Source organism: Cyanobium sp. Tous-M-B4 (assembly GCF_024345395.1).
Lineage (GTDB): Bacteria > Cyanobacteriota > Cyanobacteriia > PCC-6307 > Cyanobiaceae > Cyanobium_A.
Window position 1 is genome coordinate 18,603 of sequence record NZ_JAGQBA010000003.1, and the last position, 18,719, is coordinate 37,321.

24 protein-coding genes are annotated in these 18,719 nt (G+C 64.8%); 10 read left to right on the top strand and 14 right to left on the bottom strand.

Annotation, left to right across the window (positions count from 1 at the left end):
• Positions 1–42: 42 nt before the first annotated feature.
• Positions 43–186 (bottom strand): high light inducible protein, encoded by a 144-nt coding sequence (locus KBY73_RS06350; protein ID WP_106501671.1) that lies wholly within the window; start codon positions 184–186, stop codon positions 43–45.
• Between the two features lie 58 nt (positions 187–244).
• Between KBY73_RS06350 and KBY73_RS06355 the strand changes: the two genes are divergently transcribed.
• On the top strand, positions 245–832 hold the full coding sequence (locus tag KBY73_RS06355; RefSeq protein ID WP_254936270.1) for a PAP/fibrillin family protein: 588 nt from the start codon (positions 245–247) through the stop codon (positions 830–832).
• 5 nt (positions 833–837) lie between these two features.
• The gene (locus tag KBY73_RS06360) at positions 838–1,251 is read left to right on the top strand and encodes a VOC family protein (protein ID WP_254936271.1); all 414 of its coding nucleotides are present in this window, start codon (positions 838–840) and stop codon (positions 1,249–1,251) included.
• Here KBY73_RS06360 and KBY73_RS06365 read toward each other — a convergent pair.
• Entirely contained in the window at positions 1,244–2,080 is an 837-nt protein-coding gene (locus tag KBY73_RS06365) for a PfkB family carbohydrate kinase (protein ID WP_254936272.1), read from the bottom strand. The two genes, KBY73_RS06360 and KBY73_RS06365, sit on opposite strands and share 8 nt — an antisense overlap.
• A gap of 64 nt (positions 2,081–2,144) precedes the next feature.
• Here KBY73_RS06365 and KBY73_RS06370 point away from each other — a divergent pair, with 64 nt between their 5' ends.
• From KBY73_RS06370 to KBY73_RS06380, 3 genes are read left to right on the top strand one after another with little or no spacing between them, the layout of a single operon-like run.
• Positions 2,145–2,735: a PCC domain-containing protein gene (locus tag KBY73_RS06370; protein ID WP_254936273.1), complete on the top strand. Its 591-nt coding sequence runs from the start codon at positions 2,145–2,147 to the stop codon at positions 2,733–2,735.
• On the top strand, positions 2,732–3,298 hold the full coding sequence (locus tag KBY73_RS06375) for a hypothetical protein (protein WP_254936274.1): 567 nt from the start codon (positions 2,732–2,734) through the stop codon (positions 3,296–3,298). The genes KBY73_RS06370 and KBY73_RS06375 overlap by 4 nt, the downstream gene beginning before the upstream one ends.
• Entirely contained in the window at positions 3,295–3,873 is a 579-nt protein-coding gene (locus KBY73_RS06380) for a rhomboid family intramembrane serine protease (RefSeq protein ID WP_254936275.1), read from the top strand. The genes KBY73_RS06375 and KBY73_RS06380 overlap by 4 nt, the downstream gene beginning before the upstream one ends.
• Positions 3,874–3,883: 10 nt before the next feature.
• Here KBY73_RS06380 and KBY73_RS06385 read toward each other — a convergent pair whose 3' ends face one another.
• A complete protein-coding gene (locus tag KBY73_RS06385) occupies positions 3,884–4,396 on the bottom strand; it encodes a tryptophan-rich sensory protein (protein WP_254936276.1) in 513 nt (170 codons plus the stop codon).
• A gap of 7 nt (positions 4,397–4,403) precedes the next feature.
• Between KBY73_RS06385 and KBY73_RS06390 the strand changes: the two genes are divergently transcribed.
• Positions 4,404–4,772, top strand: a complete 369-nt coding sequence (locus KBY73_RS06390) for a hypothetical protein (protein ID WP_254936277.1) — start codon at positions 4,404–4,406, stop codon at positions 4,770–4,772.
• Here KBY73_RS06390 and KBY73_RS06395 read toward each other — a convergent pair.
• The 4 genes from KBY73_RS06395 to KBY73_RS06410 form a co-directional block, all read right to left on the bottom strand.
• Positions 4,742–5,620, bottom strand: a complete 879-nt coding sequence (locus KBY73_RS06395; RefSeq protein ID WP_254936278.1) for a GNAT family N-acetyltransferase — start codon at positions 5,618–5,620, stop codon at positions 4,742–4,744. The two genes, KBY73_RS06390 and KBY73_RS06395, sit on opposite strands and share 31 nt — an antisense overlap.
• Positions 5,621–5,625: 5 nt before the next feature.
• Positions 5,626–6,336 (bottom strand): hypothetical protein, encoded by a 711-nt coding sequence (locus KBY73_RS06400; protein ID WP_254936279.1) that lies wholly within the window; start codon positions 6,334–6,336, stop codon positions 5,626–5,628.
• Between the two features lie 61 nt (positions 6,337–6,397).
• Entirely contained in the window at positions 6,398–6,613 is a 216-nt protein-coding gene (locus tag KBY73_RS06405) for a Nif11-like leader peptide family natural product precursor (protein ID WP_106501664.1), read from the bottom strand.
• Entirely contained in the window at positions 6,595–6,783 is a 189-nt protein-coding gene (locus KBY73_RS06410) for a hypothetical protein (protein WP_254936280.1), read from the bottom strand. Before KBY73_RS06410 ends, KBY73_RS06405 begins: the two co-directional genes overlap by 19 nt.
• A 131-nt stretch (positions 6,784–6,914) precedes the next feature.
• On the opposite strand from KBY73_RS06410, the gene KBY73_RS06415 reads away from it, so the two are divergent.
• Complete coding sequence (locus tag KBY73_RS06415) at positions 6,915–7,448, top strand: TerB family tellurite resistance protein (protein ID WP_254936281.1); 534 nt, start codon at positions 6,915–6,917, stop codon at positions 7,446–7,448.
• Between the two features lie 27 nt (positions 7,449–7,475).
• On the opposite strand, the gene KBY73_RS06420 is transcribed toward KBY73_RS06415, so the two are convergent.
• The 3 genes from KBY73_RS06420 to KBY73_RS06430 are packed head-to-tail and all read right to left on the bottom strand — an operon-like array spanning position 7,476 to position 11,136.
• Positions 7,476–7,619 (bottom strand): chlorophyll a/b-binding protein, encoded by a 144-nt coding sequence (locus KBY73_RS06420; protein WP_254936282.1) that lies wholly within the window; start codon positions 7,617–7,619, stop codon positions 7,476–7,478.
• 11 nt (positions 7,620–7,630) lie between these two features.
• Positions 7,631–9,526 carry a DNA helicase RecQ gene (gene recQ / locus KBY73_RS06425; RefSeq protein WP_254936283.1) on the bottom strand — a complete coding sequence of 632 codons (1,896 nt, stop codon included), beginning with the start codon at positions 9,524–9,526 and terminating at the stop codon, positions 7,631–7,633.
• 14 nt (positions 9,527–9,540) lie between these two features.
• A complete protein-coding gene (locus KBY73_RS06430; protein ID WP_254936284.1) occupies positions 9,541–11,136 on the bottom strand; it encodes a glucose-6-phosphate isomerase in 1,596 nt (531 codons plus the stop codon).
• Between the two features lie 308 nt (positions 11,137–11,444).
• Between KBY73_RS06430 and KBY73_RS06435 the strand changes: the two genes are divergently transcribed.
• Positions 11,445–12,143 (top strand): helicase DnaB, encoded by a 699-nt coding sequence (locus KBY73_RS06435; protein WP_254936637.1) that lies wholly within the window; start codon positions 11,445–11,447, stop codon positions 12,141–12,143.
• A gap of 58 nt (positions 12,144–12,201) precedes the next feature.
• Here KBY73_RS06435 and KBY73_RS06440 read toward each other — a convergent pair whose 3' ends face one another.
• Genes KBY73_RS06440 through KBY73_RS06450 form a run of 3 tightly spaced genes read right to left on the bottom strand, consistent with a single transcriptional unit; the run spans position 12,202 to position 15,159 of the window.
• On the bottom strand, positions 12,202–13,080 hold the full coding sequence (locus KBY73_RS06440) for an N-acetylmuramoyl-L-alanine amidase (protein WP_254936285.1): 879 nt from the start codon (positions 13,078–13,080) through the stop codon (positions 12,202–12,204).
• Entirely contained in the window at positions 13,077–14,810 is a 1,734-nt protein-coding gene (locus KBY73_RS06445; protein ID WP_254936286.1) for a M61 family metallopeptidase, read from the bottom strand. The genes KBY73_RS06440 and KBY73_RS06445 overlap by 4 nt, the downstream gene beginning before the upstream one ends.
• Positions 14,811–14,814: 4 nt before the next feature.
• Positions 14,815–15,159 carry a DUF1257 domain-containing protein gene (locus tag KBY73_RS06450; protein ID WP_254936287.1) on the bottom strand — a complete coding sequence of 115 codons (345 nt, stop codon included), beginning with the start codon at positions 15,157–15,159 and terminating at the stop codon, positions 14,815–14,817.
• A 6-nt stretch (positions 15,160–15,165) separates the two neighbouring features.
• Between KBY73_RS06450 and purN the strand changes: the two genes are divergently transcribed.
• On the top strand, positions 15,166–15,855 hold the full coding sequence (purN, locus tag KBY73_RS06455) for a phosphoribosylglycinamide formyltransferase (RefSeq protein WP_254936288.1): 690 nt from the start codon (positions 15,166–15,168) through the stop codon (positions 15,853–15,855).
• On the opposite strand, the gene argC is transcribed toward purN, so the two are convergent.
• Complete coding sequence (argC, locus tag KBY73_RS06460; RefSeq protein ID WP_254936289.1) at positions 15,846–16,910, bottom strand: N-acetyl-gamma-glutamyl-phosphate reductase; 1,065 nt, start codon at positions 16,908–16,910, stop codon at positions 15,846–15,848. The genes purN and argC overlap by 10 nt on opposite strands.
• A 157-nt stretch (positions 16,911–17,067) precedes the next feature.
• Here argC and ribBA point away from each other — a divergent pair, with 157 nt between their 5' ends.
• Entirely contained in the window at positions 17,068–18,681 is a 1,614-nt protein-coding gene (ribBA, locus tag KBY73_RS06465; RefSeq protein ID WP_254936638.1) for a bifunctional 3,4-dihydroxy-2-butanone-4-phosphate synthase/GTP cyclohydrolase II, read from the top strand.
• The last annotated feature ends 38 nt before the right edge of the window (positions 18,682–18,719 follow it).

Consider the following 18,719-nt stretch of genomic DNA (forward strand, 5'->3'; position numbering starts at 1 on the left):
TTACAACGGCAATAGCAGTGGTGTAATCAGTGCCCATCGCGATCAGCCCAGGCCCAGTTGTGCTGCGATGCTTTGGCCCGTAAGCAGCTCGGTGCCAAGGCCAATCACGAAACCCATCATGGCTAGGCGGCCATTCCAGGTTTCGGCGAAGGCAACAAATCCAAAGCGGGGAGTGGATTCAGTCATTTGTGTTGAGGATTGTTTCAACAACTATAACTGACTGTAAAGACGCCGGCCTGCCCAGATGTTGAAAGCAAGAGAAGAGCTGCTGGCCCTGTTGCGTCATGGCGCCAGGGGAGAAGCCCAACGCCAGGGGCCGCGGGTACGGGAGCTGATCCTCGAGCTCGAGCGCACCTCACCGGTAGATCTCGCCGCCCCAGGTGCCCTCGAACTGCTGGAGGGGGTTTGGGAATTGCGCTGGAGCAGCAGCAGCCAGCCCTATCTCCAGGCTGTGCCATGGCTGGAAAACCTGCAAATACTGGCTCCATCGCGGGGGCGAGCCCTGAATCTGTTGAGGCCGCCAGGGCAGCTGGCCAGCCTGGGTGGCATTGCTGTAGAGGCCAGCATCCAGCTCGAATCAAGCCCGGGCGATAACAGCCCAACACCCCAGCAGCGCGTACAGGTGCGCTTCCAGCGGGGTGGCTGGCGCGGTCCCCGGCTTGGCAACTCACGCTTGCAGCTGCAACGTGCGGTGCAGCAAAGCTTTTCAGCCTGGCTCGACATCACCGTGCTCAGCCAAGAGCTGAGGCTGTGCCGTGGCAACGCAGGCACAATTTTTGCCCTGCTGCGCCGCCCCGATCTTGCCGTTGCAGACTTTTTTGACAAGCAATAAAAACGGTGCAAGACACCCCAAACCTGAGCAGCTCTCTTGTGCTGGCTGCAGATAATCCCTCAGCGCTAGCAAGGTTTTACGCCGATTTGCTCGCGGTAGAGCCCCTGCAGGGGTTTGGTGCCAGCCATTGGCGGGTGCCCTGGCCCGCCGGTGGCTTCCTGGAGATCTATGCCCCATCCCAAAGCCGGCCCCAAGCGAAGCAACCAGGCCGGCTAGCAACGTGCCTGCAGCGCAGCGTGCCTGCCGGCAACGACCACGAAGCTGCCATGGAGCTGCTGCAGGTCTGGCTGGCGAGCGCCATTGGGCTGGGCGCCTCGCTACTGGACGGTCCGCGCCAGGAGGCCTTCGGAGTGGAGGCCTGGCTGCTGGATCCGGAGGCAAACAGGCTGCTGCTGCTGGTGCAGAACCAGGTCAATTAGGGCGGGCGTAGGGACCAAAAGCAACGGCGCACTCAGCGCCGCAGCGGGCGCCCAGGCCTATTGCTGCGGCTGCGCTCCAACCAGCCGCCAGTCCCGCCAGCACCCCGGCTGCAAAGCTGTCGCCGCAGCCATAACTGTCGACCGGCGGTGCCACCAGAGCCTGGGCAGCGAAGCGCCCGCCGGGTTCGCTCCAGCCACCAGCAGCCCCTTCGGTGGCGATTCGCAGTCGCGGGGGGCGCGATAGAGCGCCAGCAGGCACCTGCTCACCAGGATCAAGGGCGCTGCCGATCAAGGCATCGCAGCTCACCCCGCTGGCCTCCAAGAGCGGCAAGCCAACCCGTGGCGTGGCGCCGAGCAGCCCGGCCCGGCGGCAGTGCTGCAGGGCTGCCGCGTCGGCCGCGGTCACAAAGACGCCATCGCAGCCAGCCAGATCAGCCCAGGGGAGTGGATCCCTAGCCAACGGGGCCAGTCGCTCGCCGATCACGGTGATGCTGCGGTCACCGGCCCGATCAACAAAGCTCACGCCCCGGCGGGTTGGGGCATCCCGCCAGGCCACCTCCAGATCAAGCCCCAGCTCAGTGAGCCGCTCCGCTGAGCGCTCGCCGGTGGCGTCCCGGCCCAGGGAGGTGAAAAACCGCACGCGCTTGCCACTGAGACGGGCCAGCTGCACCGCCACCACCGCCCCACCACCGGCGGGTTCCTCCAGAAAGGCAGTGGCCCGGTCGATCGAGCCAGCGACTGGCAGCTGCTCCACGGCCACAAAGCTCACCCACTCCACATGACCCACCACCGCCAGGTTGAGCGCAGCGAGGGCGGAATCCGGGGCCATGGCAACAGGGCAACCCCACCAGCATGGGCCGGCGTAGCCTTGCGCCCATATTTCTGTATCTGCCATGCATGCCGTGCCGCTGCACCTCGAAGCCGGCAGTGATGTGCGCCGCAGCCTGGAGCAGCTGGCCCTTGAGCACAACGCCGGCGGATTTGTGCTGAGTGTGGTGGGCAACCTCTCCCAAGCCGCCTTTGCCTGCCCCGGCAAAAGCGCACCCACAGTTTTGGCTGGTGAGCTCGAGATCATCACCCTGCAGGGCACGATCAGCCCGGATGGGGTGCACCTGCACTTGAGCTTCTCCGATGCCAGCTGCCAGGTGTGGGGCGGCCACCTCGAGCACGGCACCCTGGTGCTGCGCGGCGCCGACCTGCTGGTGGGCCTACTCAGCTCCGGCACGAGCGCAGCGCAGAGTGCAGCGCCTATTGCATCAGCCAGCAGCGAACCGCGAGTTGAAATCGCCGGCCGGCCGGATTGCCCCTTTTCGCGCCGGGCCCTGCGCATGCTGCGGACCCTGGGCATTGCCTTCGTGGAAATCGAACCCGACGAGACGGGACCGGTGCCCCAGCTCTACATCGATGGCGTTCCAATTGGTGGCTACAATCAACTGGCCGAACTGCACAGCCGCGGCGAATTAGACGTGCTGCGCAGCCTGTGAGTCCTGAGTTAGGGGTTGCCAAGCTGCAGCTAGGCACCAGTAAGGGTTGTGGCCTGGCCATCGGCGCCTATCCCCACTTCAGCTACGACGCCAGCGGCGGCGGCGGAACCGGCGAGCTCGGCCCAGGCCCAGCTGACGGCCCGCGAACCGTGAGCTTCGAGCCCTCAACCCTGTTGATTCCGCCGCTCAACTGGCGCACCACTCGGGTGCTGGGGCTGCCCCTGCCCCCGGGACTGGAGATCGCCATCGCTCCTGAGCAGCTGGCGGGCAGCATCGATTCAGCAACTGGTGCTGTGCAACTGCACTTCCGGGCCCGCTTTCGTTTCCGCATTGCTGGGCTCTACCGCGCCCCCGACCTGCTGATCGACACCCTGCTGAGCACGGGCGCAGCGCAGGGGCAACGCCACCGGGCCATGGGCCAGCCCCTAAGCGCCGATGGCACGGCCCTGCTGGTGGGGGTGGCGAGTGTGCCGCCGTGCGGCGACCCCTGGCTGGACCGCCTGCTGGGCCTGCCGGATGAAGCCCTTGCCATGCTGCGCTGCAGCTTCAAGTGCGAGCCGTGAGCGAATCTCTACCCCAACGTCTGGATCGCTGGATCGCCCGAGCCGGTTTCAATCTGCTGATTCCGCCGCTGATCTTGCTGATCCCCTGGCTGCAGGAGCTGGTGGACCAGCTGGTTTTCGGTGGCAACTGGAACCTGCCGATGACGCCCGGAGGCTCCTTCCTCGGGGTACTGACAGCTCCCTTCAGCCATAGCGGTTTTGGCCATCTCCTGGCCAATTCGCTCACCTTTCTGCCCCTCTCCTGGCTGGTATTGCTGCGCGGCCGCCGCGACTATCTGGCCGTTTGGTTGGGGGTTTATGCCACAGCTATTCCCGTATGGCTGCTTTGGCCCAACGGCAGTCACGGACTCTCCGGGATCGTGTATGGGCTGCTGGGCTACCTGCTGCTGATCGGCTGGTTGGAGAAGCGGCCCCTCTCCTTGCTCCTGTCGGTGCTGGCCCTGGTCACCTATGCGGGGGTGCTGCCGAGCCTGCTGCCGATTTTTTCACCGCCAGGGGTGAGCTGGATCGGCCACCTCAGCGGTTTTGGCGGCGGCCTGCTGGCGGCCTTGGCCGTGGCTCGTGAGTCGCCATAGGTGACCAGGGCTAGCGATTTAGCTGACGCATCTGCCAGGTAACCCAGGTGCCCACCGGGCTCCAGAGCAGGTAAGGCAGCAGCAAAGCAGCCGCCAGCGTGCTCTCGCTAGCCACAGCCAGGGTGAGGGCAATGCCCCACACCAAGCCAGCAAAGCCAATGACCGTGCCCCTACCCAGGCTGCGGCTACGGCAGATCACAAGCGTGTAGCTCTGCACCAATACCAGCTGCACCAGGAAAGCCGCCATCCACAGGCCGCTCCAGCTGGCCTGCCAGGTGAGCCAAGCCGAGATGTAGAAGCAGGCGTAGATCAGCAACCAAATCACGGGAATCAAGCCCTCAAACACCAGCCAGCGGGGGCGGCGCAGCCGGATAAACCAGGCAAAATCCTGCCGGCTTGGATTAAGGCTCCACGCCACCACCACAATCACCAACAGAATCACCAGGGCGGCGAGCACTGCAAAAGGAATCAGCGGCACCCCAGCCTGCAGGTTCAACGCCCCTGATGCAGCAAACCAGGCCACGCAAAACATGACCCCAACCAGCAATCCAGATCAAGCCAGCCAAGAACCCAGCCAGAAAGTCAACCAAGAAGAAATCCTTGCCGCCTCCAGTGGCTGGGTGGCTGTAGTGCTCAACCTGGTGCCTGGTTTAGGTACGGGATACATCTATCAACGCCGCTGGCGGGCTTACTGGATCAGCTCAGGCCTGGCAACGGCCTGGTTTGTGGCGGGAGGCGTATTGGGCCAAAACGTAGACGGGGTGTTGATGCCCGATTTGGTGCAGCAAAATCAACTGATCGGGCTAGGCGGCCTGCTGCTGCTGGCTGTTGTGACTGCAACAGAGGCTGGCCTCGCCGCCCGCCGCGCTCAGCCCAGCTCCAGGCAGGCCAACCCGTAGACATCGCCCAGGGGAACCGCCGGCAGGCTGCCCCGATACATCCTCAGCGTCTCGGCGACCACCGCAAAGCCCAACTGCAGCAGCAGGGTCCCTGCCTCCGGATTGGCGGCAGGGGCATCGATTAACACCACGCCGGCATGGCGGGCCATCAGGGCGTTGAGAAGCTGGGCCGCCAGGGCAGGCGTGTCGGCCAGCAGCGGCCCGATCCGCCAACCCTCGCCTCGATGCAGCAGGCAGGGCCGGATCCGGCCAAAGCCGTGGCAGGAGCCATCCGGGCCGATCAGGGCCAGCACCGTGCCGGCGGGATGGTGCAGCCAATCGGCAAGGAAGTGGGGCCGGGGACTGAGCTCCCGCTGGGCGTCATAGGCCTGCACGGCCCTGTCGGGGATGGCACTTCCCTCAAGCAGGCTCAGGCCCTCTGGAGTGGCGGCGGGCGGGATGTTGCCGTCACTGATCCGCTGCCAGCGCTGGGTTGGCGACGCCGGCGCAAACCCAGCGCTGGCGTAGTCACCGATGCGATCGGGGGCGGCCTCAATGCCGATGCAAGTAAGGCCCTCCAGATGCTGCAGGGCACGCTGCCAAAGCTGACGGCCAAATCCCTGACCCCGGTGCTCTGGTTGCACCAGAAACATGCCGATGAAGCCGTATTCGGCGTTGTAACGGACCCCTGCGATACAGCCGATCGGACGACCGTTGAGGCAACCAACCCAAAGCCCCTGGCGGTCGGTATGGCGGTAGATGGCTACGTCTCCCTGGCCCGGCGCGAAGTGTTCAGCGCGGGCCCAGGCGATGACGTCGGCGAGATCGCCCTTCTCCAGGGCCCGAATCCGCAAAAGGGATGGGGCCACCCCGCTCAGTTAGAGCCGTAGGCGATGTGGCAGCTGGCATTGAGCACCTGGGCCTGGTCAGCCGTGGTAGGTGCCATGCCATTGATCAGCCCCTGCTTGCAATCGCTGGTTGCTGTCATCAGGGGCATACCGGCAACGCCGTAGGCAAACTGAACTCGATTAGGTGGCAGGGCTTGAACCGAGCCGTAGTCGAGCTGCAGGCTGGTTTGGGGCACCACGATCACGGTTGACTGCTGATACGTAGCTGCGTCGACAGCACTGGTGATTGCAGCAGCCGTGGCCAAGCTGCCCACTCCCCAGGCCACCGAACTGGCTCCCCACCAGGGCCAGGCCGCTGGATAGGGCCGGTACCAGCCGGTGCTCCAGGTGCGCGACGACCAGTAACCGCCTTGGCGGCCCCAGGCCGGATTCCAGGCAGAGGCCCCTGGCGCGCGGGTGAGACCAGCGCCAGGAGCACCCCAACCCACACCAGGGCGAGCTCCCGCTCCGGGTGCACCTACTCCGGGCGCCCCTACTCCGGGTGCTCCCACACCAGCGCCCGGTCTCACTCCGGCGCCAGGAGCACCCCAGCCAGCTCCTGGACGCACTCCCGCACCGGAGCCCGCACCGCCAAAGCCACCGCCGCCCATGGGGCGGGCCAGAGCGCTGAAGCTGCCCGCAGCTGCTACGACGAGCCCTAAGCCAATCGCCGTGATCAGTTCTGCCCGCTTGCCCATGGTGTTGCTACTGCATTCACTAGAGATGGTCTAACCGCGAACGAAGCCCACAGCACGGCAGCTAGTTGTATTCCCCGGGAAGGTCCTGCTTGGTAACCGTTACCCGACCTACTTTTTTGCCTGAAAGCCGCAGCAGCTCGTCGCCAGAAAATTCAAAGCCCAGGCCAGCCCCGATCTTGGCCACGTCATCAGCAGTAGCCGCGGCTTGCACGGCCTGCCGGAGCGACTGGTCATCCTGAACCTTGCCCAGGAAGGCCTTCAGCTGATCGAGGGACATGGGATCTCGTCGACAGTGCGATCCAGGATGGAGACCACATCTTCGTCGACCTGGGCCAGCCGCTCGAGCACTAGCTGCAGATCAAGGGCGGTGAGCTCGCCATCGGGCTGCCATTTGAGGCAGGTGCGTCCCAGGCAGCAAGTAGTCAAAACTTGGGTGGTGTGGACCATGGCCCACCTCCGTTCTGTGTTCAATTCATCATCATCTGGATGGCTGCCCTTGTATGCCCCCATCTGGGGGTGATTTCCGCTGAAACATGCCAAAGCCTGATCAAAATGGCGCAAAAGCCATCTCCTGCGCCATGACCCTTGAAACTGGGCCCCGTAGCTCGCAGCGAGACCGTCAGCTTGACCTACTCAGGGTGGTTTGCTGCGTGGCCTGGGCCGATGGCGATGTTTCCGCAGACGAAAAGCGGCTGCTCGAGAAACTCGTGGCCAAGTACTTCGCCTGTGGAGATGGCTCAGGGGCAAACCAGGAAGCTGCGCGTCAGCTAGCTGCCTGGACAGTCGACTCTTCCGTGCTCGCGGAAGTAGTTCCAAGGATTACTAGCGAGGAAGACCGGGCTCTAGCCCTGAAGCTCAGCTACATGATGGCCAAAGTGGGCCAACGTCCTCAGGACAGTTCGCCGATCAACCCGGCAGAAAAAGCCCTGTACCGGCAGCTGGTGGAAGCCCTTGGCCTGAGCGAATCTGAAGTGACTGAAGCCGAATGGGCCGCTGAACAGGAGCTGTCCAGCGGCAAAGGGGTATGGGCTGCCCTAGGGGCAGCCTTTGCCGGTCTCGGTGCCTGGCCCAGCCAAGAAATGCTGGAAACCCCGGGCATGCAGTGGCTATGAAGCCAGCTGCTCAGGCCCGATCGGGATTCAGCCCAGACCGAGCTGGCCCAGGATGCCCTGGCCAGTAAGCAGCTCGGTGCCCAAACCGATCACGAAACCGAGCATGGCCAGACGGCCATTCCAGGTTTCAGCGAAGGCAACGAAGCCAAAGCGGGAAGCGGAGTCAGCCATGAAAGGAATCCTTAAGGAAACGTGAATTGACTGTAACGCCTCATGAAGCTGGCGTTTGTATCCCCTATTGGAAAAAGCGCAGCATCCAAGCTCGCCAGCAGCGCCAAGCCATAGCGATCGAGCTTGGCTTGGCCCACACCGCCGATCCCGGCCAGTTCCTCCAAGGAGCGGGGCCGGCGGGTCACCACCTCCACCAGGGTGCGGTCGTGAAACACCACGTAGGGCGGCACTCCCTGCTGCCGCGCTTGCTCGCGGCGCCAATCCTTCAGCGCCTGCAACACGGGCGCCTCATCAGGGTTCAACTCTGCCGCAGCAGGAGCCGGGCTCACCCCAGGCTGGCTGCGGCGCTCTCGCTTCGCTGGCGGCAGCCGCAGCAGCAGTTGAGCCTCACCCCGCAGCAACGGCTTGAGCCGCCCGTCCTCGCCGAATCCCAGAGCCCCAAAGCGCTCGGAGTCGGACTGCAGCAACCCCTGGGCCACCAGCTGGCGAAACAGGCTGCGCCACTGGCCGCGATCAAGCTCCTTGCCAATGCCATACACACCCAGCTGCTGGTGGCCGAGCTCGCGAATTCGGGCCGTATCTGCCCCCAGCAGCACATCCACCAAATGGGAGGCACCAAAGCGGCTGCCGGTGCGGTATACAGCCGATAGGGCCTTGCGCACCGACTCGGTGGCATCGACTGCCGTATCTGGCTCAAGGCAGAGATCGCAATTGCCACAGGGCTCGGGCAGGGCCTCGCCAAAGTGGCTGAGCAACACCTGACGGCGGCAGCCGCTCGCCTCGGTGAAGCCAATCAGGGCATCGAGCTTGCCGTGCTCAACCCGTTTTTGCTGCTGCTCCGCGTCGGAGTCGTCGATGAAGCGGCGCAGCTGGGGCACATCGCCGCCGCCATGCACCATCCAGGCCAGGGCCGGCAGGCCATCCCGGCCGGCGCGGCCGGTTTCCTGGTAGTAGGCCTCCAGGCTTTTGGGCAAGTCCACGTGGGCCACAAAGCGCACATCCGGCTTGTCGATGCCCATGCCAAAAGCGATCGTGGCAACCACCACCACGCCGCTTTCGCGGCGGAAGCGCTCCAGAGCGGCGCTGCGCACCGCCCCATCCAATCCGGCGTGATAGGCAACCGCGTCATATCCCGCTGCCTGCAGGTCGCGGCAGAAGCCATCCACCCGGTTGCGGGAGCGGGCATACACAATTCCTGAGGCGCCGCGGTGATCGGCGAGCAGCTCAAGCAATTGGCGGCGGACGTCGTCCTTGTCGCGCAGCAAATAGCGGATGTTGGGGCGATCAAAGCTGGCCAGAAACACTCGCCCCTGCTCCAACTGCAACCGGGCGCGGATCTCGTCTCGGGTGCGGGGATCGGCCGTAGCGGTGAGTGCCAGCCGCGGCACGGCGGGAAATCGCTGGGCCAGCACCGAAAGCTGCAGGTATTCCGGGCGGAAGTCATGCCCCCACTGGGAAACGCAGTGGGCCTCATCAACGGCAAACAGGGCCAGGGGTAGGGAAGCAAGCCGCTCGAGGGTGTCCCCCGCTAGCAAGCGCTCGGGAGACAAATAGACCAAATCCAGTTGGCCCGCCCGCAGCAGGCGCCAGGTGTTGGCGGTTTCCTCAGCGCTACAGCCCGAGTGCAGCGCCGCAGCCCGCACCCCCGCCTGACGCAGCCCCTCAACCTGGTCTTGCATCAGGGCGATCAGGGGCGAAATCACCACCGCCGTTCCCGCTCGGCAGAGGGCCGGGATCTGGTAGCAAAGCGATTTGCCCCCACCGGTGGGCATCAGCACCAGGGCCGAGCCACCAGCCACCACATGCTCAACAATCTCCTGCTGGGGCCCGCGAAATGCGCCGTAGCCAAAAACCTCGCGCAGCACCTGCCCGGGAGAGGCAGGGCTCGCCGCAACGGGCTCTGGCATGGGGATTTCCCTGCTCAGACCTTGGCGAACTTCATCGCCGCCGGAGAACCCCAGTCACCAGTCACCTGATAGCCGCGGGGATTGGCGCAGAGGTGGCGCAGGATCCAGAACAGGCTCTCTGGGCTGTCCGTACCCAAGGCCAGCTGCAACTCCTGCAAACTGCGCTCCTGGCCATCGCTGAGGAGGGCTTCGAGCCGCTCCTGCAGAGCCAGGATCAGGGCTGCTGCCTTTTTGCCGGCCTCCACCCCCGGCTGGTCGTAGGCGTTGACATTTACCAGTTCGGCGTAGAGGCCGACGGCGCGCTCAAACAGGGCGATCAGGGCACCGAGAGCTGTGGCATCAAAGCGGCGCAGGGTGATCGAGAGGCTCTGGCGGCCACCTTCCATCAGGGCCGAACGGGTGCCCTGCAGGAAGCCATCGAGGAAGTCGCCAGGGATCTCATCACCGATGGGCGGGATATCGCTGGGCTCTTCCAGTGCCTCGATGAAGGTCACAAAGAAGTTGTCGATGCCATCGCGCAGCTGCTGCACGTAGGCGTGCTGGTCGGTCGAGCCCTTGTTGCCGTAAACGGCAATGCCCTGGTGCACCACCTCGCCGCCGCGGTCGTGCTTCTTACCGAGACTCTCCATCACCAACTGCTGGAGATAGCGGCTGAACACCTCCAGCCGATCGCGATAGGGGAGCACAACCATGTCGCGCTTGCCCTGGCCATGGCCAGCCACAAACCACGCTGCAGCCATCAAGGCAGCCGGGTTTTGGAGCAGATCTGACACCCGGGTCAGGGCGTCCATTCGGGCGGCGCCGGCCAGAAAGCCGCGCAGATCGGCACCCACCAAGGCCGCCGGCAGCAGGCCAACGGCACTGGTGATGCTGGTGCGGCCGCCCACCCAATCGAACATGTCAAAGCGGCGCAACCACTGACCGGCCACGGCCACCTGATCGAGCTTGCTATCGAGCATGGTGACCGCCACAGCTTGGGCGGCCCACTGCCCGCCCCGGGCCTCCAGCCGGGCCTGGGCTTGCTCCATGCCGATATGGGGCTCAGGGGTGCCGCCCGACTTGCTCACCACCACCACCAAGGTGGTGGCTAGGCGGCCGTCTAGGGCCGCCAAGGTGCGACTCATCCCGGCGGGGTCAACGTTGTCGAAGAAGTGGAAGGGGAGACCCTGACCCTCTTCCTGCAGGGCGCGCACCATCAGCAGCGGGCCGAGGCCGGAACCGCCAATACCGATCCAAAGCACGTCGGTGAACGGCTGACCGTTTGGAGCAGAGAGGCTGCCGTCGAGAACTTCGCGGCCAAAGGTCTCAATCCGCTCCACCTCGGCGTTGATGTGCGCGGTGGTGGCGGCGTCTGGTGCCAGCTCTGGGGTGCGCAGCCAGTAGTGGCCAACCTGGCGCTGTTCATCCTGGTTGGCAATCGCACCACCCTCTAGGGCCGCCATCGCCGCAAAGGCCAGGTCGAATCGGGGAGCCAAGGCATCGAGATCGGCCTGGCCGATCGCCATGCGACTCATATCGAGCCAAATACCAAGATCGCTTTCATACCAAAGCAAGTCGCAAAAGCGCTGCCATTGGATCTCGGCATTGGAGCCATCAAAGTTGGCAAGCATGGGCTTGCGGCTCAAGCCGCTCTCGTCGCCAGAACTTAGATCTGACCACGCCCCAGCACCAGCACTAGTACCAGCCCCAGCCCAAGGGACGGACGGAAGACCGTTCCGTCGTCAGGGGTCTAACCCAGAAAAATTCCGTAATATCAATCCATAATTAATGAGTGTTTGTGCCTAACCCCACCAGCTACCCGCGCTGGCTTGCCCTAGGCAAGCGGCTGGTAGGGGTCCGGCGTTTCACCGGCCTTGCAGCAGCCCTGTTGGCTGTTGCAAGCAGCCCGCTCCTTAACGGTCCAAAAACGCCCCTGCTGCTGCTTGATCCCGGTCTCAGCGGCAGCATCAGCTCCGCTGCTGGCTCGGGGCAACTTGCAGATCCGCTGCAATTTTCACCAGACGAACTTAAGGAGCTGCAGCGCCGCTTTGGTGTCCACGGACCCCAGCCCCGCCTGGCCCAGTTATTCACCAGTGGTATCGACCAATTAGAGCCGCTGCGCAGCCACACCCTGGGGCGCTTGGTCGAGCTTCGTCCCCTGATCCTGGCCGAATCCCGGCGCCAGAAGATCAATCCCGTTTTGGTGACAGCAGTGTTGTTCGACGAAATGCGGCACGCCAAACCGGGCGAAGATCTGCCCCTGGCGGCCCATTCCGGCTTATTCAGCACCCATGGCCCCGCCCAGCTAAGTCTCGGCGAAATGGTGCACCAGGGCCTGCTGCCGGCCAATGCCTCCGAAGCCGAAATCACCGAGGCCCGCAACCAGCTGCTCGATCCCGAACGCAACGTGGTGCTGCTGGTGGGCAAATTCGCTCGCCTCAGCCGCGCCCTCGAGCTGCCCCAACGCCCCCTGCAGGCCAGCGGCAACCCCCGTGACGCCAAGGCCCTAGCCACCCTGGCCTACCTCCACAACGGCAAGCTCGACTACCCCCGCCGCATCCTGCGCACCATGCAGGATCCCGAACTCCACGCCCTGCTGTACGCCACCCGTAAACAGGCCCCAGCACCACTAATTTGATCAGGTTCAGTGATTTGATCAACAGTTTACTGATTTAATCAAGAGTTCACTGATTTGATCAACGCTTGCAGAGCAGGCCGAGGTTTTGCAGTCGGGTCTGCAACTCAGACCAACGGAAGCTGCGGGGATCAGCTCGCTCCCCGCCCAGGTCCACTGCCCGGTGGGTGGTGATGTTTGACGGGGGGATGGGGAAACGCTGCATCCAGCCAGCTAGCAGGGCCGCCAGGGCGTCGTATTGGGCTGAGGTGTAACCGCTATGGGCTGGTCCGTCGTCCTCGCCATCGAGGGGCGTTTCCAAGCTGATGTGCAGGGCGAAGTTGTTGATCGAACCTCCCACCTTGGCGTTCGTTACAACCCAGCGGCCGTTGAAGGCCGAATTGCCAGCCCCGAAGGCCCGTTTGGAAGGATCGAGCACCTGCACCACCGAGCCATCGCCACCAATCAAGCTGTGGTAGCTCACCTGATCTTCATCGCGGGGATGGGGCGTCACGAAGGTGTTGATGGCTGAACCAATGCCGTAAACCGTTTCGTGCAGGACCACCAGCTGGGGTGTGGGATCAACCGGATTGCCGTAGGCATCACGATTGAAGCGCTCGCCAAAGTTGGTGGGGTGGATCTGCACCCGCGCCGGGGAGGTTTGGACCCTTTCTGCCAATTGCTGCAGCCTTAAACGCTGGGCCGGATCGCCGGGAGCGCAACTCGCCCGCAGGGGAGATTGCCAAGGCGGATGGTCAGGCGGCCCCGGTGCCGCCCTGCGGCCCGGCTCAGGCGCTGCCGGAGGGTGGCGCACCTCTTCGAGCAGCTCGAGCAGGCTGGGGCGCTTCTGGCCGCCGCTCGGTTGGGCTGAGAGGTCTCGAGCCAGCCAGCCAAGCCCGCCCAGGGCGAGCATGGCGCCGGCGCCTAGGGCGATCCAGAGGGGCTGGCGGCTGGAATTCATGCAGCCTCAAGACCCAGCCAGCGGCGGCGGCGCTCAGCACAGCCGGGATCAGTAGTGGCGGGATCGAGCTGGAGCTGCCAGCTCTCCACTGCTGGTGGCGTTGGCAGCAGCACGGTGCTGCGCACCAAACCGTCCCGGCAGAACAGCAGCTGGTGGGGAATCAGGGGAGCCTCCGGCCGCAGATGCACCATCAAATCGTCAATGCTGCGCAGGCGCAGGCCATCGAGGGCAATCCATTCATCGCCCACTACCAGCCCCGCCCGTTGGGCCGGTCCATCGCGGCCCACCCGCTGCACAACTAAACCGCCGCTGCCTGGCTCCAAGCGGCAGCCCAGCTCCTGGCTACCGGCCAGCCGGGGTTCAAGCCGCAGGCCCACATAGGCCAGATTGCCAAATAGGGGCGGATCCTCACAGGAGCTGAGCCAGCGGGGCAACAGCTCAGCTAAATCGGGCGCCTGGCTGGCAAAGGCAGCAATCAGGTCTGCCTCCTGATAACCCCGGCCTACGGCGCCATGACTGGCCCAAAGCTGCCGCAGCACCACGGGCAGCCCGCTGCCGGCACGGCGTAGGTGCAGGTCCAGCACCAGGGCCAGCACCGCGCCCTTGAGGTAGTAGCTCACCTGGCTGTTGGGGGAGTAAGCATCGGGGCGGTAAAGCTTTACCCAGGCCTCCTCACTGCTGGCGCGCAGGCTCTGCAAGCCCCGCCCAGCACTGAGCAGATAGCGGCTCAGATCCGCGCCCAGATCCTCGAGCAGCTCCGCCTCGCTGCTGCAGCCGGCGCAGTGGGGCAACAGCTGATCCACATAGCTGGTGATGCCCTCGGCAAACCAGAGGGTGGGCACCACCACCGCCTGGTCGTAGCGATAGGGGCTCAGCTCAGCGGGCCGCAGCCGGCGCACGTTCCACTGGTGCAGGTATTCATGGGCGGCTAGCTGCAGCAACTTGCGGCGCCCATCAGGCTTGGCCAGGACCCGGCGGCCAAACTGCAACACGGTGCTGAAGTCGTGCTCAAGGCCGCCATAACCGCTTTCGGTGAGGTGCAGCACAAATAGGTAGTGGTCGGCCGCAGGTCGCTCAACGCCCATCAACCGGCAGCAGGCCAGGCAAACCTTTTCGAGATCGCTGAGCAGCTGGGGATCACTGTCGAGCAGGTCGGCACCTTGCAGATCGCGGCCCCAACTCACCCAGCGATGGGGCACGCCGGCGACGCTGAAGTGATGGGATCGATGGGGACCGACCTCCACCGGCGTATCGATTAGTTGGTCGAAATCAGCGGCAAGCCAGCCCTGCGCCGGGCCCTGCAGCTCTGGCAGGGGCACGAAGGCATCCCAGCTGGGCGGAAGGCTGAGCTGCAGCCGGTGGGGCGACCAACGCTCCCCCTCCAGCTCCAGAACCACGGCTGCCAAGGCCAGAAAGCCGTGGTCGCCATCGAGATGGCAGGTGCGCACCGTGAGCTCGGCGGCCAGCACCGAGTAGCTGATTTCAACTGGTTCGAGGCTGGGCAGCTCCAGCTGCCAACTGCTCGGGCTGGTGCGGCGCGGCTCCAGCTGGTGTCCAGCCTGAGTAATTTCCAGACTCTCAAGCTGCCGCACATAGTCGCGGATCAGGTATGAGCCGGGAGTCCAGGCCGGCAGGGCCAGGCGCAGGCTCTGCTGACGGGGAGTGTGAAGCAGGCGAACCCGCACCAGGTGTTGGTAGCAGGCGGTGAGGTCGAGATGCAGCTCAGGCACGGCGTCAGGACGCCACGCTCACCTGGGCCCCAGGAAAGGCGCTAGCGGCCTGGCGCAGGGCCAGCTCAGCGGCGTAGCGGCGGGTGATGGCGCCAAGCAGGCGCTGCAGGCTCTGGGAGCGGCTAAGGCGCTGCAGGTCGCCGACCAGGGCAAGGGAGCCGTCGCGGTGGCGCTGCCAGCCCAGCCGTTCCCCTCCCGGCAAAACAACTTGCAAAAGAACGGGCTGGCTCTCGGCGGCAAAACCCTTAAGCACCCCGCCATAAATGGGGGTGTGGCCCAGGGCCACCAAGCTGGCGGCGAGCCCCTCGGCATCGCGCAGCACTGTGGGCAGGATGGTGAGGTGGGACACGGCACAATGCCCGCTTTTTCAGACCCTAGCGATCAACAGACATGCGTCCAGTGGCCATTGCCACCGGAATTGCCACCGGATTGGGCCAGCGCCCAGCCAATCCTGCGGCTGGGGGTGATGGCTTCGGGAGCCGGCAGCAACTTTGAAGCCCTGGTGCAAGCCTGCACTTACGGCCGGCTCCAGGCAGAGGTGGCCCTGCTGGTGGTCAACAACCCCGGCTGCGGTGCCCAGCAACGGGCCGAGCGCCTCGCCATACCTTGCCAAGTGCATGACCACCGCAGCGTGGCCAGCCGCGCAGCCCTCGACCAGGCCCTGGTGGCGGCTTTTCAGGCAGCTGGCGTTGATGTGGTGGTGATGGCGGGCTGGATGCGCGTCGTCACAAGCACCTTGATCGGCGCCTTCCCCGAGCGTCTGATCAATATTCATCCCTCGCTGCTGCCCAGCTTCCGCGGCCTTGATGCGGTGGGTCAGGCCCTGGCGGCGGGAGTCACCCTGGCCGGCTGCACTGCCCACCTGGTGTGCGAGGAGGTTGATGCAGGGCGCATCCTGGTGCAGGCGGCGGTGCCGGTGTTAGCAACGGACGACCACGCCAGCCTCAGCGCCCGCATCCAGCGCCAGGAGCACCGCATCCTGCCCCTGGCGGTAGCCCTCACCTCCCAGCACCTCACCGCCCAGCAGCTCGCAGCTCAGGGATAAAAGGGCAGCAACGGCAGGCCGGCGGTGGGCTCAAGCCCGGCCATCAGGTTGAGACATTGCACTCCCTGACCCGCCTGGCCCTTGACCAGGTTGTCGATAGCAGCCATCACGATCAGCTGGCCGGTGCGACGATCCACCTGCACCGAGAGCAGGGCCCGGTTTGTCTGGCGCACCCATTTGGTGGAGGGATAGGTGCCCACCGGCAGCACCTCAATGCAGGGGGCCTGGCGGTAGGCCGAGGCCAGCAGGGTGGCGCAGTCTTCAGCGGTCAGGCCTGGGTCGCGCAGACGGCAGTAGACGGTGGCCAGCAGGCCCCGCACCATCGGCATCAGGTGCGGGGTGAACTGCAGCTGGATCTCATGGCCCGCCACCCGGCTAGCCAGCTGCTCAATCTCACTGGTGTGGCGGTGGCCCACCACCCCGTAGGGAGCAACCGCCTCGGAGCACTCCGCCAGCAGCAGGTGCTCCTTGGCAGCCCGACCACCACCGGAGGTGCCGGTTTTGGCGTCGATGACGATGCCGGTGGTGTCGATCAGACCTTGCTTCAAGAACGGCAGCAGCCCCAGCAGTGAGGCCGTGGGGAAACAGCCAGGAGCCGCTATTAAGCGGGCGGTGCGAATTGCCTCCGCCTCCCATTCGGGCAAGCCATAGACGGCCTCAGCGCAGAGGTCGTCATCGCTGCGGGCCACCTCCCGGGCCTCGCTGGCATACACCTCCTGCCAGCGGCCCAGGCTGCTGAAGCGGTAGTCGGCGGAAAGATCAACCACCCGCACACCCCGCTGCAGCAGGGGCGGCACCAGCTGTGCCGCCAGGCCATTGGGCAGGCTGAGCACCGCGAAATCAGCCGCCGCGGCTATGGCATCGGGATCTGGGGTTTGCACCACCGGGTCGCCGGCCAGGGGCAAAAAGGGCACCAGCTCACTCCAGCGCTTGCCGCTGCTGCGCTCGCCGCCCAAGAAGCTGACATCCAGGGCAGGGTGCTGGTGGAGCAGGCGCAGGGTCTGCAGGCCGCCGTAGCCACTGGCCCCGATCACCGCAACACGCTTGTTGGCCATGGCAAGGCCCGGGGGCAGGACGAAGGGGCTTTATAAAGGATGATTGCGCCAGGGCCTAGTCCCCGCCCGCACTCCGTTGACCCTCCTGCGCGACTCGAGTTTCTCACCCTTGCCATCCGGTTCCAGCCCGGAGGTCTCTTTGAACGGGGAAGAGCGAATCGCTTTTGACTCAGTTGCCGATGGTCTCGCCGCGATCCGCAACGGCGAATCAATCGTGGTGGTAGACGATGAAAATCGGGAAAATGAAGGCGATCTGATCTGCGCCGCGCAGTTTGCAACGCCCGAGCAGATCAATTTCATGGCCACCGAAGCCCGGGGCCTGATCTGCCTGGCCATGGAGGGTGAACGGCTCGATGCCCTTGATCTGCCGCTGATGGTGGATCGCAACACCGACAGCAACCAGACGGCCTTCACGGTGAGCGTCGATGCGGGCCCAGAAAACGGCGTCAGCACTGGAATTTCCGCCGATGATCGCGCCCGCACCATCCAGGTGGCGATCCACCCCCACACCCGTCCGGCCGACCTGCGCCGGCCAGGCCACATTTTTCCGCTGCGGGCCAAGCAAGGCGGCGTACTGAAGCGCGCTGGACACACCGAGGCCGCCGTTGATCTCGCCAGGCTTTCGGGCCTCTATCCCGCTGGGGTGATCTGCGAAATTCAAAACAGCGACGGCTCCATGGCCCGGCTACCCCAGCTGGCTGCCTACGCCAAACGCCACGGATTACGCCTGATCAGCATTGCCGAACTGATCAGCTACCGCCTCGATACCGAGCGCTTCGTGCAGCGCCAGGCGGAAGCGGCCATGCCCAGCGCCTTCGGCGACTTCCGCGCCATCGGCTACCGCAACGAACTCGATGGCAGCGAGCACGTTGCCATCATCAAGGGCCAACCGCAGCTGGCTAAAGAGCCAGTGCTGGTGCGGGTGCACAGCGAGTGCCTCACCGGTGATGCCTTTGGTTCGCTGCGCTGCGACTGCCGGCCCCAGCTGGAGGCTGCCCTGCGCATGATCGAAGCGGCTGGCGTTGGGGTGGTGGTGTATCTGCGCCAGGAGGGCCGCGGCATTGGCCTGATCAACAAGCTCAAGGCCTACTCCCTGCAGGACACCGGCCTCGACACAGTGGAAGCGAATGAACGCCTTGGCTTTGCTGCCGACCTGCGCAACTACGGAGTGGGGGCTCAAATCCTCAGCGACCTGGGCATCCAGCGCCTGCGCCTGATCACCAACAACCCGCGCAAGATCGCTGGCCTCGGTGGTTATGGCCTGCAGGTCGAAGACCGGGTGCCGCTGGTGATGGATGCCGGCAGCCACAACGCCGCCTACTTGCAAACCAAGCGCATCAAACTTGGCCATCTGATGGGTGATGGTCCCTCCTGCCCGATCGGCGGACCCACGGCAGTGCTGGCCTGGCACGGCCAGGTTGCGGCCAGCGGTCAGCAGGAGCAGCTGGAGCAGCTGCAGCTTTGGGCCTTGGAGCAGGGGCTGCAGGTGGAGCGCGAGGAGCATCCAAGGCTGCTGGCCCTTCTCGACCAGCCCCAGCTGGCGGTGCTACTTAGCGGACTCGACCATGCCGGCAGCGGTGTGGGGGCCGTTGCTGCGGCGCTGGTGCTGATGGGCGGCTGGCCCAAATCCGAACGACTAAGCCTGCTACTAGCCCCTGATGGCCAACGCAGCAGTCATCCCAGTGCGGATCTGGAGTCGGAACAGCGGCCCCTTAAAGATTTGGGCACCGACCTGATAGTTCAGCCCGGTGCCTTTCTGGTCTGGCGCTGAGCCAATCCTGAATTGTCGCTATCAGTCCTGGATTGTCA

Excerpts from the sequence above, each read along its gene's own strand:
- KBY73_RS06410 (WP_254936280.1), bottom strand. The coding sequence starts at position 6,783 with ATGGTCCACACCACCCAAGTTTTGACTACTTGCTGCCTGGGACGCACC.
- KBY73_RS06440 (WP_254936285.1), bottom strand. The coding sequence starts at position 13,080 with ATGAATTCCAGCCGCCAGCCCCTCTGGATCGCCCTAGGCGCCGGCGCC.
- KBY73_RS06420 (WP_254936282.1), bottom strand. The coding sequence starts at position 7,619 with ATGGCTGACTCCGCTTCCCGCTTTGGCTTCGTTGCCTTCGCTGAAACC.
- KBY73_RS06390 (WP_254936277.1), top strand. The coding sequence starts at position 4,404 with ATGACCCCAACCAGCAATCCAGATCAAGCCAGCCAAGAACCCAGCCAG.
- recQ (WP_254936283.1), bottom strand. The coding sequence starts at position 9,526 with ATGCCAGAGCCCGTTGCGGCGAGCCCTGCCTCTCCCGGGCAGGTGCTG.
- KBY73_RS06365 (WP_254936272.1), bottom strand. The coding sequence starts at position 2,080 with ATGGCCCCGGATTCCGCCCTCGCTGCGCTCAACCTGGCGGTGGTGGGT.
- KBY73_RS06430 (WP_254936284.1), bottom strand. The coding sequence starts at position 11,136 with ATGCTTGCCAACTTTGATGGCTCCAATGCCGAGATCCAATGGCAGCGC.
- KBY73_RS06350 (WP_106501671.1), bottom strand. The coding sequence starts at position 186 with ATGACTGAATCCACTCCCCGCTTTGGATTTGTTGCCTTCGCCGAAACC.
- KBY73_RS06370 (WP_254936273.1), top strand. The coding sequence starts at position 2,145 with ATGCATGCCGTGCCGCTGCACCTCGAAGCCGGCAGTGATGTGCGCCGC.
- purN (WP_254936288.1), top strand. The coding sequence starts at position 15,166 with ATGCCCGCTTTTTCAGACCCTAGCGATCAACAGACATGCGTCCAGTGG.
- KBY73_RS06415 (WP_254936281.1), top strand. The coding sequence starts at position 6,915 with ATGACCCTTGAAACTGGGCCCCGTAGCTCGCAGCGAGACCGTCAGCTT.
- KBY73_RS06355 (WP_254936270.1), top strand. The coding sequence starts at position 245 with ATGTTGAAAGCAAGAGAAGAGCTGCTGGCCCTGTTGCGTCATGGCGCC.
- KBY73_RS06405 (WP_106501664.1), bottom strand. The coding sequence starts at position 6,613 with ATGTCCCTCGATCAGCTGAAGGCCTTCCTGGGCAAGGTTCAGGATGAC.
- KBY73_RS06400 (WP_254936279.1), bottom strand. The coding sequence starts at position 6,336 with ATGGGCAAGCGGGCAGAACTGATCACGGCGATTGGCTTAGGGCTCGTC.
- argC (WP_254936289.1), bottom strand. The coding sequence starts at position 16,910 with ATGGCCAACAAGCGTGTTGCGGTGATCGGGGCCAGTGGCTACGGCGGC.